Origin of the sequence: Mycoplasma zalophidermidis, from assembly GCF_024742155.1 — a bacterium.
Taxonomy (GTDB): Bacteria; Bacillota_I; Bacilli_A; order Mycoplasmatales; family Metamycoplasmataceae; genus Mycoplasmopsis; species Mycoplasmopsis zalophidermidis.
The window spans coordinates 1-18873 of sequence record NZ_JANSFS010000008.1; the positions used below are offsets into that span (position 1 = coordinate 1).

5 protein-coding genes and 1 rRNA gene are annotated in these 18873 nt (G+C 26.2%); 4 read left to right on the plus strand and 2 right to left on the minus strand.

The annotated features are described in order from the left end of the window. On the plus strand, nucleotides 1-4549 hold a 4549-nt coding region (locus NW238_RS03500; RefSeq protein WP_258451830.1), incomplete at its 5' end, for a hypothetical protein. 1643 nt (nucleotides 4550-6192) lie between these two features. Here NW238_RS03500 and NW238_RS03505 read toward each other — a convergent pair. After that, entirely contained in the window at nucleotides 6193-9432 is a 3240-nt protein-coding gene (locus tag NW238_RS03505; protein ID WP_258451831.1) for a coiled-coil domain-containing protein, read from the minus strand. A gap of 459 nt (nucleotides 9433-9891) precedes the next feature. Between NW238_RS03505 and NW238_RS03510 the strand changes: the two genes are divergently transcribed. Then, on the plus strand, nucleotides 9892-11169 hold the full coding sequence (locus NW238_RS03510; RefSeq protein WP_258451832.1) for a hypothetical protein: 1278 nt from the start codon (nucleotides 9892-9894) through the stop codon (nucleotides 11167-11169). A 617-nt stretch (nucleotides 11170-11786) separates the two neighbouring features. On the opposite strand, the gene NW238_RS03515 is transcribed toward NW238_RS03510, so the two are convergent. Beyond that, the gene (locus tag NW238_RS03515) at nucleotides 11787-14231 is read right to left on the minus strand and encodes a C1 family peptidase (RefSeq protein WP_258451834.1); all 2445 of its coding nucleotides are present in this window, start codon (nucleotides 14229-14231) and stop codon (nucleotides 11787-11789) included. A gap of 240 nt (nucleotides 14232-14471) precedes the next feature. Here NW238_RS03515 and NW238_RS03520 point away from each other — a divergent pair, with 240 nt between their 5' ends. Both NW238_RS03520 and NW238_RS03525 read left to right on the plus strand, forming a co-directional pair. Next, entirely contained in the window at nucleotides 14472-18275 is a 3804-nt protein-coding gene (locus NW238_RS03520) for a hypothetical protein (protein WP_258451836.1), read from the plus strand. A 514-nt stretch (nucleotides 18276-18789) separates the two neighbouring features. After that, nucleotides 18790-18873, plus strand: a 16S ribosomal RNA gene (locus NW238_RS03525); the annotation flags it as partial.

An 18873-nucleotide genomic window follows, 5' to 3' on the forward strand; every position in this document is an offset into this window, starting at 1 on the left:
AAAAGTTGATTACGAATCAAGCAAAAAGAACTTAACAGATACTTCTAACAACCTTGATGCCTATCCAAACACTAAAAAATGATTAGACTCTGAAATTGAAAGAATCAATAATACTCTAACTCAAAAATTAGGCGCATTACAAAAAGATTCGCCTACTTTTGCTCAAGATTCAATTGCTGCTTATGAACAAGCTCAAAAAGAACTTGAACAAGTTAAAAAACAAATTAACGACAAAAAAGCTCAAGAAACTAACAAAGCTCAACAAGAATATCAAGCATCATTATCCACATTAGAGCAAAACATAGCTAACAGCACCGATCCAAGTAGAGAATATATCAAAACTAAATTAGAGAGCGATAAAACAAGTGCGAACAATTTAGTAAAATCCAATCCAACTCCACAAGATTTCGCTAAGGCTAAGACAATAGTTGACAATGCAAACAAATTTGCGCAACAACAATTCCCAATCGCTAATAAAGACAAAGAAGCTGTTAACTATTACGACCAATTAAGTCAAAATGTACAATCATTCTTAAATGGGTTAGATGAGTCTTCACCTCAATATAACAAAATTAAAGAAACATTACAAAATGTTAAATCTGCTCAAGATGCTTTAGCTGGTAAAGAAGTTAAACCACATCCAAAAGAAGCTGTTGCTAATGCTGCCTTTGCACAATTGCAAGAATCATTAAACAAAGCCAAGGAAGATAAGTTTGCAATTGATAATTCGGTTGCTGAGTACAATAAACAAGTTGCTTTACTTGAAAAAATAGCTAGCGATCCAAAATACGCACAACAAAGTGATGCATTAAATTTGCAAAAACAAACTTCACAAGATGCTATCACACAAGCTCAAAACAATAAATCTATTACCGCTCAAAACTATATGGATCAAACCAAGGCTTTAAAAACTAAAATTCAGGAAGCGGCTGTCAATGTTTATAATTCAATTAATTCAGATGTTGATAATTTATTAACTGAACTTAATAAAAATAGTGAATTATACAAAGATGAAATTGCTGCTTTAAACGCCGCTAAGGATGCCAATAACAAAAACGGAACAAATAAAGTAAATGACTATGAAACTATTGTTGCTGCGCAAACAGCTTTACAACAAGCAATCGAAAACGCAAAAAGTTCTGCATTAGCAAAAGCAAAACAAGCCTATGAAAATTCAAAAACTCAGGCAGAAAAAGAGGCTAATGATACAACCGATCCTGCCCTAGCACAATTGAAATCAGATTACGAAAATAAATTAAACAAAATCAAAAACCAATTAATTAAAGATTTAGATAATCCAAAAAATGCCTCAACACAAAAACAAAGCGAACTTTATGAAGCTGCGCAAAAAGCATTAGATGTAGCTAAGACTGAATTCATTGAAGCTAAAAATCAAGCGAAAGCAAACAAAAACAATGAATATATTAAATTAGCTAAAGAAGTTCAAACTTACTTAAATAAAACATTAACAAATGGTTATAGTGACATTAATAAAACTTTAAGTGCAGTTAAAATTGAAACAGATAAAACATCCGGAACAGGCAAAAACCCAAGTTTAAGTCAAGCTCAAAGTGATATCAACAAATTGAACGAAGCTTATGCATTAGCCAAATCACAACAAGCCACTCGTGAACAAAAACTTAGTGATAAATCAAGTAAAGATAATTTAATTGCTACAACTAAATCTCAAATTCCGGCTGACGCTAAATATGAACCAATTAAAAATTCGCTGGATGACGCTAAACAACATGCCCAAAATACTTTAAACGCTGTATTAAACAGTGAACAATCGACCACTCCCCAAATCAACGACTCTTATGATGCATACTCAACTACATTGGTAAATGCAATTAATAAATCAAGTAAAGCTAAAGAATTTAAAGATAGATATGATGAATTAATGGCGATGCTTACCGAAACAAAATATGCATCGATAAAAAATGCAGCTAATACATTAGAACAAATAAAGGCGGCCGCAGATGGTTTTGGCAATATCAACAATACTGATACCAATGTTTTTGAAGGTGCTATTAATAAAATTAATGAAATTAAAAATCCGGTTGCACAAGCCAAAACTTCATTAGACACGTTAGAATCAAAAATAAATTCTTTACGCACATTACGCAATAAACATGGTAATGCCGACATTAGAAAATTACATCGTTTATTGATTGATAAGTTAAACAATAACTATAAGACTTCGATATTCGATTTAATAATTAATCCTCTTGAACCTAATCAATATGTGAAAGCTATTAATGAAGTCGATACTATGACAAAGAATAATAATGATGCTAATGATGTTATTGGTTCCTTTAATAATAAAGAAACTGAATTAAAAAAATTATTTTCAGATGAACCAGATCAACAAATTAAAAATAAAGCACTGCAACTTTTAAATAACGACATCACTAAAGTAAAATCAAAAGTTGTTAACAATATCGATTCATTTAGCACTACATACCCAGCAAACAACCCCGCATATCAAGAGTTAAACGATAAGTCCGCAAAAATTGTTACCGAATATACTTTGGGAAAAAATAAGTTGGAAGCCCTCAAACAAAATAAAGAACAATATTTAGGTATTTTAAAATATATTAAGAAGTATGAGAATGTTAAAAACATTAATAATGGTAAACCTAAATATCAAAAAATATATAACAATCTTTTGAAAGAATTATCAAAAGCAAATGATCAAGTAAATTATAAAGAGGAAAAAATACCTGCCGAATTACCAAGTATTGCCGCACTTAACGCGGCAAATAGTACTATTAATGAAGCGGTTAAAATTTTCAAGAAAGAAAGAATTTCTATTTTATTAAATGATATCAAAGAATTTCTTTCTAAAGACGAAAATGCAGACAATAACAAAATCATAGAAAACAATCAATATTATGCAAAAATATCACAATTAATCACAGAACTAAATAAAGTTAATGATAAAGTTGATGACTCACTAAATATTTCTGAAATTGATAATATTGAAATTCAGATAAATAATTTAATCAAAAACATAGACGATAATATTGATATTTATAATAAATACTACATTAATGCTAAATCAATAATTGATAAATACAACAACGAAATAATAAATAAGGAAGAGATATTTAATAAGTTAATAATTGTTGATAAATCAGATAATGATAAAATAAAAAATTATAGATGAGGCAAGTCGCTTAAAGAGTTACAGTCAAAAGCGTTAGATGAGTCGTTTGAAATCAGAAAAGATCGTATCGAAGTTCGAAATATTATTGATGCATATAGTAAAAATTATAATAATTTGTTAAATAAATTTAAATCAAAATCAATTAATGATATTAAGAGTATAAATAATTTTTCTCCTATAGACTTTAGTAAGATTGATTTTAAATCTTATTTAGATGTTTACGGAAGTGTTGCACAAAAATGGTTGACATTGAATAAAATTGATAATAGCGATAGTGTATTTAATGGTTCAAAAAATTATGACGGATTAAAAGGGTATATATTTAATGTGGCAAATTCCAATATTAGTTCAAACATCAAATCAAAATTTATAGAAAAATATAATAAAATAAAATCTCAGTCTAACATCAAGTTTAATGACTATGCAGAATTGAGAAATGTATTTGCCAACGGGATTAAAAATTACGAAATTGAAATGTATAAACTTCGTGATGTTATGAGAGGTTATCTAGGTTATGACGACAACAATAAACCAGGTAAATTCATAGTTGAATTTAGAAAAATATACACTAAATCTTATCTAGGGGTTGCTTGGAAGGAGTGAGATTATTTCATGCGGTATTGATTTAGACTACTTCGCTCAGGAGTATATGCTTATGAAAATTTCGAAACTTTTAAAACTATAAATGTTTTTGATAACGACAAAAAATCGACATTGACATTTAACTCAATTTTTGAGTATCTAAAATTTATTCAAGATAGAACAGACGAAACCAAAAGCAATAGTATTCAGTCGATGGCAAAGAGATTATTTGATAAATTTCAATCATTTTATGCAGTTTATTTGGGTAGGACACTTTATTGAAATAATTATTTTGTTAGAGATTATGATCAATATTGATGGGATACTAGTTATTCATATATTCCTTATCAAGATAAACGCATAAATTTTTCAGAATATATTAAAAATTTAATGATGAAGTCAATTATAGATAGATTTAAGCAAGAGAAATGAAACGCTCAGGCGACTGAATTATCACAATTAATTAGCAAAATTAATATTAAAAACGTAGGTAACAAAACCAGTTCAAAAGCATTTGCAAATCATATTAAACCAATTGAAGATTCTATTAATAAATTTTTTGAAATTATTGATGTTAAGCATCGTCCAAAAGCAGAATATGACTATAAACAATTAGTTTTTTGAGATGGTCACAACCTAAATTCCGAAGGTGTAAGACCATTAAAAGATATTTGTTATTTTGTATGGGGATTAAGTGGTAATCAAAAACAAAATTCTGATTTCAGAAGTTGAGAGAATAACCAAGATGATAAATCATCTTGAAGCTATTCGGAATATAAAGCTTCCGACATTCGATAATTTTTAAACAAATATTCATTTAATTTAAGATTTAAATAAGATTGCTACTCATTATAAAATACTTTAGTAAGAAAAATAAAAAGATATTAATAGACTTTTGCAATTATGTTAATAACGGCAATGTCTTAATGTCAATTTTAATATATAGCAATAGAAACTCGAATCTGCATGATTCGAGTGCCCAATTGAAAGTTCAAGTGCAACACAATAAGATAAGATTTTATTGTGGGCAGCTTGAACTTTTTAATAAAAAAAGCCTACAAGTACCGAGAGGCCCCCATATGTGTTATACAGTCGAAAAAAAATTTTTTATTCAAAAGTCATTTGAAAATCACATTTCGCGAGATCATATCAAGAGAATTAAAAAGAAGTCGTTCATTAATATTAAAGTAAATTAAGAAAATTCCAGTTTTCACAACATTTATGATCATGAAGAAGCGAACAAAAAATTAAAAATTAGACATCGCTATAAATATATGTTTAGATTTAGTGTTAATTTTGAATATGAAGAATTTAAGAAAATATTTTAAAAAACATATGACAAAAAGTTTTATGGTGTTAAAGCTACTTACTTTTATATTAAAGTTAATCATAATGTTAAAATACCATCCCAAAGAACGATTTTAATTGAATTAATATAAGCAATTGAGAAATAAAACGAAAAGATAGACTAAGACAATATTATAAAAAAAGAGAGTAAAAGACAAGCATTGGTGTTAAACAGATTGATAAAGATTGCCGAATATGTCTTTACAATATGAAATAGGCCAAAACACATTAATTCATGACAAAAATATGGTTATTGAGAAGCCGATCTAATCCTAGGAAAAAGAGCAAGTGGATACAAAAATATTTTGACTTTCACCGAAAGGATGACTAGGGTTGGTTTTGTCGCATTCGTCTCTAGTAAAGCCCCCATTTGAAATAAACGCTAAATTAAAAGAGTTAATTAAACATAAGAAATTGCTTATTTAAACTATAACAATTGATAATGGACTTGAATTCGAAAAAATAGGAATACTTGCCAAGCGACTAAACATAAAAATTTATAAAGCGGAACCATATGCTTCATTTCAAAGAGATTCTAATGAAAATTGAAATGACTTTATTCGAAGAGAGTTCAAAAAAGATTTTGATTTCAATTCTATTAATGATGACAAATTGAATTACATTGTGGAAAAATAAATAAAATGCCAAGAGAACTATTATCATGAAATTATTTTGCGAATTTATTTATGAATAAAAATTATTGATTAAAAAAAATAATTTGGTTTTCATAAAATCCATAATAAATCCCCGATGTTTCGGGGATTAGTGAGAGAAGTCCTTGTCGGTAGTGGTTTGAGGTGAGATTTATGCTTACTAAAAAGATAAATCTGAATAAACATTCGAAAATTAATAGTAGAAAGAATTCTAAGTCAGAAAACTGTTGATTTAGGTTAAATTAAAATTAAAAAACCGAAACTATTTTTCTACAGTTTCATTTGTGTTTTTTATAATGAAAACACGTTATTTAACCCTAAATGATATTTTTAATATAAACTTTAAAAATATATAATAAAATATCAAGCGCAATTCTGTTACACTTGATATTTTATTTGGGATACAACATTAATCAAATAGATATGTGTTGTATTATAAATTTATTCAATGAACTTTAATGCTATTAAACCTTTTTCAATAACTTTTTCAAGAGGCTCGATTATGTCTTCTCACTTTTGTATATTTTTTTTGTATTTGTTTAAGTGAATTGATAATTTGTTAATTTCAGCTTCTAGTTCTAGTTTTGCAATTAGCATATTATTATCCTTATCATTACCCATTTTTATTTTTTCGGATAATTTTTTTATAAAATTATTTGCTATTTCATAAATAGAGTCTGGTCTGAATTCGCGTCTACGTTGGAATCATCCATGACGTGACATTCAGTTTGCCGAATCGGCATGAATATTAGCACGTGATAGTTGTGCGATTGCTCTTAATATTTCAATTCTGTTAGAATTGCTATTTTTTAGGGCGTTTTGAGCATACTTTAATGCATTATCCAGCATAAAACAAATTCCATCAAATCTATAATTATCGTTATGATTTTTGTAGATTTTCGTATAAATGATTCTATTTTTTCTGGCCAACATTATTTCAGCTTCTAACCTATCTAAGTCAGTTTTAATTTCATGTTCGCATGCATTAATTAGTAAATTAGCCTCATCATTAGCTTTATATAATTTCTTTAATGCGTTTATATATTCTGTTTGATTTGAAGGGTTTGTTTTTTCGATTTTGTCTATCGTTGCCGTTAAATTGTTATAAATATCAGTAAATTCTGGTATTTTACTTATATTTTTTTCTTTCAAACTATCTAGTTTGGCCTTGTTATTTTTTATAATTTCTATAATTTTATCGGGTTTAAAATAGCTTCCCTTACTATTATTATAATATTCGGTAAGGTTTATAGCATATTTCAGTGCATTGTTTGCTTCGTTTATTTCTTCTATGCTTGAATTATTATTGTCTAAAATTTCCTCAGCAGTTTTAATAGTTTTATTAAGATATTCTATACATTCTATGATGTAAAATCCATTATAGGGGTCGCTAGCATAACTGTTAAAAGTTGGATTAGATGTAAGTAATCATTTATCAGCTTGCGTTTTATTATCTTTAAGTTGTTTTATTGCTGGGACTTTTTCTTCATTAAGTGATTGTAAAATATTTTTGGCTTTTTCTTCTAAAAGACTTAGAAGCTCAATATTTTTCTTTGTATTTTCGTAAATCAAATTATCGGATTTATTTAAATTTTGGTTAGCTGCTTCTAGAGCTGTTTTTAATTCATTCAGTATCTCAATTACGTCTTTTCTTTTTGCTTGTTTGCCGCGTACATTTAGTAATTTAGATTCAATACTTCTGACATCAGCTATTTTTTGTTCTAGCTTTTGTTTTTCAAGTTTGATTTTATCAATAATTTGACGTAAAACTTCCTTGTATTTTGAATTTATATTTTTCAGATCAATAATACATTTTTTTAATACATCAATATCAATAAGAGAATTCTGGTTGTTGTGTATATTTTGAGAGGAAGTGATTTCCTTATTTAAGGTTTCTATTCCTTCTTTAACATCTCTTTCTAAAGCTAGTTCGCCTTTTATCTTTTCAAGTTGTATTTTTATATCTTTTGACTCATTAATAGTGGTTAATAATATTTTTCTAATTTCTTCTATGTTAGAGTTAATAAAGTCAAAAATATTATTAATTTCTTGAATTATGTCCTTTAAAGACTGAATAGCTTTTTCAATTTTTTCTAATAATGAATTATCATCTTTCAATGTATTGTCCGAATTTTCCAAGACCATATTTAATTTGTTTTTAGTATCGGTAATATCAAGACCAAAAAGTTCATTAGATGTTACTTTTTCCAGTTTAACTTTTGATTCCTTTGTTTTGTCTATTAGACTTTTCAATTCAACTTTATATTTATTTTTTTCATCTTCAACTGACTTTATAGCGGCTTCACCTTCTAAAATAGAATCTTTTATTTTTTGAATTAGTTGTTTTATAAAGATAAAACTATAAAGTTCAATTGCTGATATAGATTTTGATTTTTCTATAATATTAATTAGCTCTGTTTTGGCTTTTACAACTTCCTGATTATTCGCTTGTTTGCCAATAATTTTTAATAATTTTAATTTGATTTCATCGGCTGTTAATGTAGTGTTTCTCATCTCAGTTTTCAAGGTATTAAGTTTTTCCAATAATGAATCCAAAACAACTTGAGCCAGTTGTTTTGATTTTTTGATTTTTTCAATACAATCTTTAATTTCTGTCATTGTAGAGTTATGTCTGTTAATGACTTTTTGACCTTCATCAATTAAAATTTTTAAATCATTTTTTGTTTTTAAGGCATTTTGCATATCAGTATCGCCATCTATTATTTTTGATATTTTTTCTTCAATAAGTTTAGACTCAACAATTAAATCACGCAAAATAACTTTTTGATTGTATTCTTCAGTATTTAAGGCCGAAATGATTTTGTTTGCATTATCTATTGCATTACTCAAAACAATAATTGTTTCGTTAATTTTGTCTAATTTAGCACCAATATCATCACGAACCAATTCTGCAGCATTTATACTTTGTTTCATTTCTGATTTTACATTTTGAATAGGTTGTGTGTTAATGAAAAGTTTAATATCGAATTGATCTAGTTTGAATTGCGTTGTTTTGGCTAAATCGATTAATTTTATTAATTCTTCTTTACTGTTAATTGATTCGACATCAAAATTGTTTAAATCTTTTTGCGTTTTAATTATTTTTTGTTCTAATTTTTTTATTAGTTTTCTAAGATTGTCTAGTTCTGAATTAGGATTATTTTTAATATTTTTTGCATCCTCTAAAAGATTGTCTAGTTCTCTTAAATAATTTTCTATTTGTGTATTATTGTTTTGAACATTTTTCATTTTTTTAAGAATATCATTTTTAACAGTAACTAAATTGTCAATCAAATTACCTATTTCTGTAATTAAAGGTCTATTTTCCGTAATTTTAAATGCGTTTATATCGATTGAAACTATTCCTGTATAGTTGTCTTGATTATTTATTTTGTCTGTGATATTTACACTAACTAAAACTTCGTTGTTCTTTACAACACTACTCAAAAACCTAACGCTGTATGAACTGGCGTTGATTAAGTTATTTAATACCGGCTTTATTTTTTTATTATTTAAACCTAAACTAAATTCTTCAGGTGTTACCGTTTTATCACCGGAAATAGATAATTTTGAATTTTGGAAATCAGTTTGAGATGTCCTGAATTTATTCAAAACTAACTTAGATGTTGTTTGTCGTTTATTTTTTATTAAATCAACGCTAATATAAACCTCCGATGTCACATCACCTTGTTCGTTTTTTCATGTTTTAGAACCGGTAATAAAGATATTTTGAACTGATTTAGATTTAACGAAACCGTTATTTTGAATATCACTAAGTTTTAATTCATAGCATTTAATATCGCTAAAATCAGTTCTATTTAATATAAAATCAGAATAGTTTGATTGAATTGATAAACCCGTTGCAGTTAATGTTGATATAACCCCCCCCTAATAGTATATTGATAGTTTTTTCTTTTAGATACATATAATTTCTCCTTAAATAAGTTATAGTATTTTAATTATTATACAATATATAAAAAATATTGGAACCTTGGACTACTATTAAATTCTGAAGGTGTTAAATTTTATTTATATTTTGATTTGGTTCAAAATGATTTGAAGATATTTTTGGTTTTAACCTTTTTAAAAAAATACATAATCAATTAACTCATTTTAACTTTGGTATATAATGTTCTCATTATGAATATTAAAGCGGTTCAAAAGTTATTTTCTTCACTATTAATTGTATCTACACCATTAGCTTTTGCTGTCTCGTGTCGCCATTCAACAAATATCTCAACAAAGAAAACTGAAAATATAGCCGAAGATAAAAATAATGGTGGCGATGGTAGTAAATCCGAAAATAAAGACAATAAATTAGACACATTGGATACATCTGAAAACGTGCGTAATAACATACCTAGTTCAGATACCAAAATGGATAAAAATAACGTGAAAATGGATTTAACTAATAATGATAATTCTAAATTATCTACCGCAAAAAAATTTATATCTGATATAAAAAGATATTTAAGTGATAATAATGAAAAACTTAGAAAATATGAAATAGATACGACCGATATTTTTAAAGAAATAGATAATTTAAGTCAGATTTTAAACTCAATCATTATTGTTCCTGATCAATTTGAATTTTATAAAACGAAAATTAATGAATTAAAGTTTGAAATTGAAGAAGGATTAAAAATAAGCGAATCGAATTTACAAAAAATCGATGAAATTAGCAAATATTATGAATTAAAAAAGAATGAAACAATTAAGTTAAATTCTATGATAGATAATTTTAAATGGATTAGCAATGATAAAAATCTTAATTTAATACTAAAACAAGTTTCTGAAATCTTTGTTAATTTTGAAATAGGTTTTATAGAAAAAGGCCGAGAAGCTATTCAATCTCTAAAACCGTTTCATACCGATAAAAAAATCATGTTGGTTAAAATGAATTTGCAAAATTTATATTCAGATTTTAATGAAAAACTATTTAAGGTGTTGAATGAAGAAACTAATAAATTGATCAATTCAAATAATAGTTTGCTTAAAAATTTAAAACAAAAATATGCTGAATCAAGTTATAAATTATCAAATGAATTATTGTCTTCATATATCATTACTAAAAAAGAGCATACCGATATAATTTATTTAATCGAAACTGCAAAATTAAGTAGTTTTTCAATTAAAGAAATTACCTTATTAAATAAATTTCTCGATTCGGCCAACAACATTAAAAATTTATTTGAAAACGTGAAAAGCAAAATTGAAAACGATAATCATTTTAAAGGTGAGGAAAAAACCAGAATAATAGATGACATCAACAAAAATATCAAAAAATTAGATGATAATACTACGGATAATACAATTAACATAAATTATTTATCAGATATAAAAAATGTAACTGATTTAATTTCCAACTCCGAGCTATTAAAAAGTTTATTATTAGATAGCCGCCCAATATCAGATTAAAAGGTTTGTTTTGTATTTTCTATTCACACACAAATATTATTAAATGTAAACATTAACAACAATATTGTTATTTTCAATTTTATAAAAGTAAAGTAATATCTACTAAGTGTCGTATTTCAAAATTCTCAATTGTGGTTAAATTTGATTGCAATACATTTTAATTGTAGTGACAATAATTGTTTAGATTAGTGTTTTTCTATATGAATTGTTTATATAGAAATAAAATGAATTAAAGACATAAGTTAACTATCACAATCAATTACTTATTGTTATCAAATTAAATTACAACCACAACTTGAAGGTGTCATTTTTTATGAATAATATAATTTAATTTAGATTGTGAGATTAAAAAAACAACTTGACTAATTTTGTTAAGACAAATTCATACAGAAAATTTTGGAATACAATGCAATATTTATGATTATTAACAGAATATAGTCTGATGTTATTTTTTATAAATGTAGTTAAAACTCACGTTAATTCACTGTTTTAAGACATATTATTATTTTCATCTTGAATATTTAAAAAGCTGAGTACTTGCATAATTAAATAATTTAGCTGTACTCGGCTTTTATTTACTAATTTCGTAATCATGTAATTAAAAAACTTATGTAGTGTTATTTCTTAATTTTTTTTATAATAAAGTAAACGGGAACCCCAATAATAATTAATATTAAACATGATAAGAATGTATATAAGATTATTTTGTTTGAGTCGGCTGGAAAGTTTTTAACTACATCTTTATTATTGTTTTTCGTAATATTAGAAGTATTTTGCTTTGCCTTGTTATCAATTATAGGATTTGTTCGATCTTTATAATCATTGTTGTTTTGCTTATTTGAATCATCACTACCCTGATTTGCATTATTAGGAATATTGTTTGACTCAGTTGATTCACTATTTTGCTTATTTGAATCATCACTACCCTGATTTGCATTATTAGGAATATTGTTTGACTCAGTTGATTTACTATTTTGCTTATTTGAATCATCACTACTCTGATTTGCATTATTAGGAATATTGTTTGACTCAGTTGATTTACTATTTTGCTTATTTGAATCATCACTACTCTGATTTGCATTATTAGGAATATTGTTTGACTCAGTTGATTCACTATTTTGCTTATTTGAATCATCACTACTCTGATTTGCATTATTAGGAATATTGTTTGACTCAGTTGATTCACTATTTTGCTTATTTGAATCTGGCAGAATATTTAATGGGTTTTCTGAATTTTTTAAATCATCAATTTTATTAACTTTGATTGATGCAAAGGTATTACGATATAATGCAGAGTCGCTCGCTGTGTATCTCAATTCAATATTATTTATTCCTTTTTTTAGACGTGCGGGATTTAATACTTCTCAACCTGGTCCATAATTTAAATCACCACTGTTAATATAATTATCGTCTACATCTATTGTAAAGTTAGAATTATGGTAATAAGTTCGATTGTTGATTTTTGGATACAATCCAACATTAATTGTGAAGTATTTTTCATTTATTCCGGTGTAATTGTTTATCCCCTTGAATTTTATTAATCCATATCCCACTTTTGAGGAATCTTTATAGAATTTACCATTTTTGTCAAAATTCTCTGAATAGCTTAGTGTGTAATCTTGATTTTCAGTTAAAACTGTACCATTAAGATATAATGTTGGTTTTGGGCGAAGATATTCACCGTATCTATATAAATTTTCCTTATCAATTTTTATATTTGCGTTTATTATGTCATTATTTTCATTTTTTTGTTCATTATTTTGTTTATATTCATCTTTTGTAAAAGCTTTTATTCTGGCAACGCCATTAAATTCCATTTGACTGCTTACTCATTTATTGTTGCGTATAACATAACTTAAATCCAAATCTGAATACTCTTCATCAGAAAATTTTAATTTAGCATCATGTTTGTCATTGTCAACAGAAACAACAATTGTAAATTTTTGATTAGGTTCTAATTTTATATTTTCATCTAGGAAGACGGTTCTCAATCCGCCCTCATCAAATTGCGCTGTTTTAGTTGTTTTTAAAACTGCGTTACTATCACTATAAGTAAGCGGGTTTATATCAGCATTTTCTGTGTTTGCATAGACTTTTACAGTTACTCGTGCGTTCTTTCCGTCAATTCCTACATTAATTGATTTTAAATATTCTTGTGTATTTAAGTTTGTTTTTTTTGACTTGAAAGATACTGCTGCTGTTTTTTCGTTTGCATTGTAAATATTTCTTAAGAAACCATCGTAATAATAGTTATGACTATATTTATTTTTGCCTGCATAATTGAAGGTGAAGGTGTTTGCAATATTTGTTTCATATGATACATACATGTATCCTTTTTCTAAAGTGTTGGGTCCTCAACTATTTTTTACAATTCAACCACCATTTCTTTTTGTACCGTCACCGAACTTTTCACTAGGTATATTATCATCTCACCCAACTATTGTGGCAGCATGTGCATATTTTTTAAGTGTTAATGGTGCGGTTTTTTCATTGTAGTATGTGATTGCGTCGGTTGTTGAAAAACTAAAACCGACCGCACCGTTTTGTACAACGTGCTTTTTAATTGATTCAATGTTTTTGTGATCAATTTCAATGAAGTCTTCTGCCAAATATGGAACTTCAAGATCATAACTTTTAAAATCACTCGTTTCGTTTATCAAGTTGTTTCACTGTAATACTGAGTAGCCTGCATCATAGGTATATCCCACGCTGTTTCATGTATCATCATTATATACATCCGAAGCTGAATTTCTCAATACATCCGCTTCTTTAGATCTGTTTTTAGTTTTGTACGCTATTGATAATTCAGATAAATCTATCGAATCAGCAATTTTATATAATCCATTTTTTACAATGTTTGCTTCGGATACTCCGATTATTGAGAATGCTCAACATATATCCGAAACTTGCCGTCTTACTGGAGACAGTATATAATTCTCTCTTTGGTCATATTTGCTTTGTTTTCAAGGTTCAACATTATTGTGCTCGGAATTTGTCGTTGCTGATATTGCGACTGCAGGCAGAGTAATAGGCAAAAGATGTAGTAAAGATTTTATTTTCATGATTCCTCTCATATATATAATAAATTTAAATTAAATTAATTTTAAATAATTAATTATCAGTATAATGCATAAATTATAGTTATATTTTATATTTAATATTATAAATTTATATTTTATTTCATAAATATGATATGAAAAGTGCTTTACTGCCGGTGATTTACCTCAAAATTAATTGGTTGTGTTATAATGTTGCGTTATAATTGTTATACTTTTCATGAGTATAAACGCTAGGAGAAAAAAATGAAACGAAAATTCTTATCGTTATTGGTGACATCTACTGCTCTTACCTCTATTGCCACAATTTTATCAATTATTAATTTCGTAAGCGTTAATAACCTAAATTTCATTGATAAGAATATAGCGATAAACGATATAAGAACTAGTAAAAATAAATTTGAAATGGTTGATAATTATAAAAAATGATCAATTCTTAATAAAGTAAATAAAATTTCTAAAATATCTGATGCAAAAAATAGTATAAATACTTTTAAAAACTTAACGGATGAAGAAAAATCGGATTTCATCAATAGATTAGAACCGATTTTAATTAACAAACAGAGCGAAATTGATGATGTTATTAATTTGGCTCTTTCATTAAATAATTCCAAAAAAATACAAAAAAATAATAGCAACTTAATAGATTATGATATTAATCAATTTAATTTCATTGATAATGCTTCAAAGAAATTATTTAAGGATAAGCTGTTAAAAACAGACGATAATGATAAACGAAATAACCTTTTAAATTCCATTCAAAATGAAAACAACAATAATAAAAAAAATAAAATAGATTGTGCTGTTAATGAAATTAAACAACTTATCTCATTAACAAATGAAGATATTGCTGAAATTGAGAGTAAATTAATTCCTGGATTAATCAATTCACAAGATCAAATAAATAAAGTTGTTAGTGAAGCCCGTTTTTTAAACACAAAACGTGAAACTATTCACGATTTGGAAAAATCAGTTTCAGTAGCGGATGGAACCAATTTTAAAGAAAATACGATAAAATCAATTTTAGAAAACAAAAGTTTAGATAAAAAACAAATAGATAAATTAACTGATAATTACTATTTAGAGCAAATCAATAAATTAATCGATTTGGGTGAGCGTGAAACAAAGCCAAGACAAGAGATAAAAGAGGCGTTGCAGGTTGCGAAAGACAAACTTAAAAATGAAGGGGGCGAAAACATACGGGATATATATGAACAATTAGTCGATTCTACAATCAAATTTACAAGCGAACCAAATAAACTTGAAGGAGTAAACATTTTTCATATTAGTCCGCCAGCCACTCTTTATTCATTGCATAAATTAACTCCATTTCTTTTTAATGAATTCACAGATTTTGGAAATCAATGAGAAGAACCTGTTAAAAAATATTTGATGCATGTAAAGAATGATTACGATAAAAAATTTAAAAAATTTATCAAAATCGCAGCCGACCCTCGTCTTGTTTCGTTAGAAGATCAAAAATTTTATGGTTCTTATTTCTACTCAATCTTAAACAAAGAAACAATTTCGTCAATATTCAATAAAAATTGAAACTTGAATAATCCTTCAAAAGAACAAATAGAAAAATTAATTAGTGTTGTGCTTGAGGAAACTAAAAAGTCTGAAAAGACCCCTGATTTTGATTATATTAATTCAATAAATAGGATTTTGATTGATTATTCAAAAGTATATAACTCATATACCAAAGATTATTTTTGTTGAGATTACCGCGAAGATCCAATCACCTATTATGAAAATATTGAACGTAATAATTTAATTAATGCTTATGATTATGAAAAAGTAATTCATAATTATAAATTCAGATATAACCCTTATTTAAAAGCGATTGTTTCTAAAGAAGAAATTGACAAAATAAATAATATAATAGATTTTTCAGTTGAAATTTTAACCAAAAATATTCCTCAAATCTATACTGATGCAATTTATATTATTTTAGATGGAATATTAGTCCCATCTAATAAAGATTCCTATTTGCAAAAATTAAAAGACAAAAATTTCTCAATTTTAGGTGTGGAAGATACCGTAAATCACATACAAACTAAAATAGAATCTAACACTCACGATTTAGAAACTATTTCAAATATTTACCTAAAAATTAAGAAAACGTATCCACTAAAAAACAATTCATTTCAAAAATTAGTTAATTATATTTTTACTAATGGTAACTTGCACGATTTTAGTTTTTTATCGTTTATGGTTGAATATGATCCAAGTTTTCGTTATGCGCTTATAAGCGAAGCGCCTACTCACCTTTATAATATGATTGATACCTTGCCTATTTCGGATAGGTTCAAAATTTCAAAAGAAAGTTTAAAACAAATCTTTATTGAGTTTCATCAGCTATTAGATGCTATTGCGATGCAAGTTTTAACACCTGAACAAGCTATAAATAAATTACAACAAAATGCGATATATGATTTTATTTGAAAATTTCAAATGTTCGTTAATAACTTACCGAGATCTGAATATATGATTGATAAAGAAAGAAATATAAATGATTCTTTATTAGAACTTAAATCTACAATTGAAAAATCAAAAGAGATAAAAAATGTTGGTGGAGTATATTTTGATGCTGAAAAACTAAATAAATTAGCGAATAAACATTTCAATGATGATGATTCGCAAAATAAGTTAACATTACAAATCATTAATTTATTTTTAGTAAACGATTTATTGTATAACAAGTATCCATCCCGTTTTTATTACAGATTTTTTGGACTTGGTGAGAGAGCTATTAAAACCATTGTTGATATTGATATTTCTCGTTTAAATAGTTTATATCCCTTAATAACGGAAAACATTGAATTATTTAAAAATTATAGTAGTAGCGAAAAAATAACTCAAAACGAAATTTTAAAAAATATTTCATTTGCTGATGTTAATAATATTTATACATTTTTAGGGAAAATAACATCAGCGAATAAAGTTGAACGTCAAAAAAATATTAAGGAATTACTAAGAGATATTGACGATATAATTAATAAAGTTTCCGCCATTCCTGATTTAAATGAGTTAAAAATACAATTAGAAGAAAATAAATCTATTATCCAAGAAATTGTTAAAAAAATTGATAACGAGACTGATTTATCTTTTAATTACAAAGTTAGATTAGATGCATTAAAGCCGATTTCCGACGCTGATTTTTATGATGAATTATCCAAAAAAGGGAAAGAATATATAAGATTAATGGTGGCCATTGCTCCATTTAAAAATAATAGTTATAACATAAAAGAATTTATTAGATTATTTACTGACAATGAAAACAATTCTGATAATGTAATTCTCAACTCTCTATTTGGCGATAAAAAGCATGGTTTTATACAAAAATATGGTGAATCGGATACATTGTATTCTTCTTCTCATCATTATTTTAACGATTATGTATCTGCCGAGTGAAAAAGTGAATGAGATTCAAAAAAACATCTACTAGACCAATTCAAAGATGATATACATATAAATTATAACGACAATAACAATTATGCTAATAGTATTTCCTTATCAGAATCAAACAAGAATAAATTTACTATCTTAAATAGTATGGTAAGCAATATATTTGATTCATTGAAAAGTAAATTATTTAATGCTTTCATTACTCACTATAAAGTGAATGAATCAAAAGAAAAATTCAATCTTAATAAATTATCATATTTTAACAACTATTCCAACTATACTAATGAATCAATCAAAAATGTTAAACACAGATATGATAAAGTTTATGAATATCTGTCTGATATTATTTACAATGGATTATTACAAGTTGATGGGAATGTTTTGAAAAAAATAGGTGATGAATTCGGATGAAACATTTACAATAATCAATTATTTTTGTTTGTGACGATGAATATTGCACAAAATTACGATAAAATTAAAGTTGTTTTAGACAAAATCAATAATTTTGTTAATTCAATTACAATCAAAATGACCGATGCGGAAATGGACGATGCATTAAATACGTTTATTTCGCAAAACGATGATTTTTTTAAAAAACAAATTAATTCTTTAGATAAATTGCAATTTAATCATAATTAGATATTATTTTTTCTTTTACCATGAGGTAAAAGTTTTTTATTATTTACTGTAATTTTATTTTGATAAAAAACATTGTTTTTGGTAGATTACAAGATATATATGTTTAAGTAAAATAGGAATATTGTTATTTTGCTGAGAATTAAAAGAATTTGATTTTGAAGCAAACAGTTTAATAAAACTTTTTACATTAAATTAGATGGAGATAAAATAAGGTACTAAATTTAATATTAATATGTCTTTTATTAACTGATGTGATTTACATGATTTTTAAATGATTATTAACCATAAATAAATCAAAATTAATAATTTTTTATTCGTGTACAAAAAAACAAAAAAAATTTTGATTGTTTTTGAAATGATGTATATTTATATCAGCAAGTTAAATCAATCATAAAAATAACTAAAAAAATTAAAATTTATTTTATATCTTTTAAAAAATATGTTATTATAATGAAGCATTTTTAAATTGCAATTGTTCTTTGAAAACTAGATATATAAACATGACGAAGTCAATTTTTTCGAGAGTTTGATCCTGGCTCAGGATGAACGCTGGCTGTGTGCCTAATACATGCATGTCGAGCGAAGTACTTTTGTACTT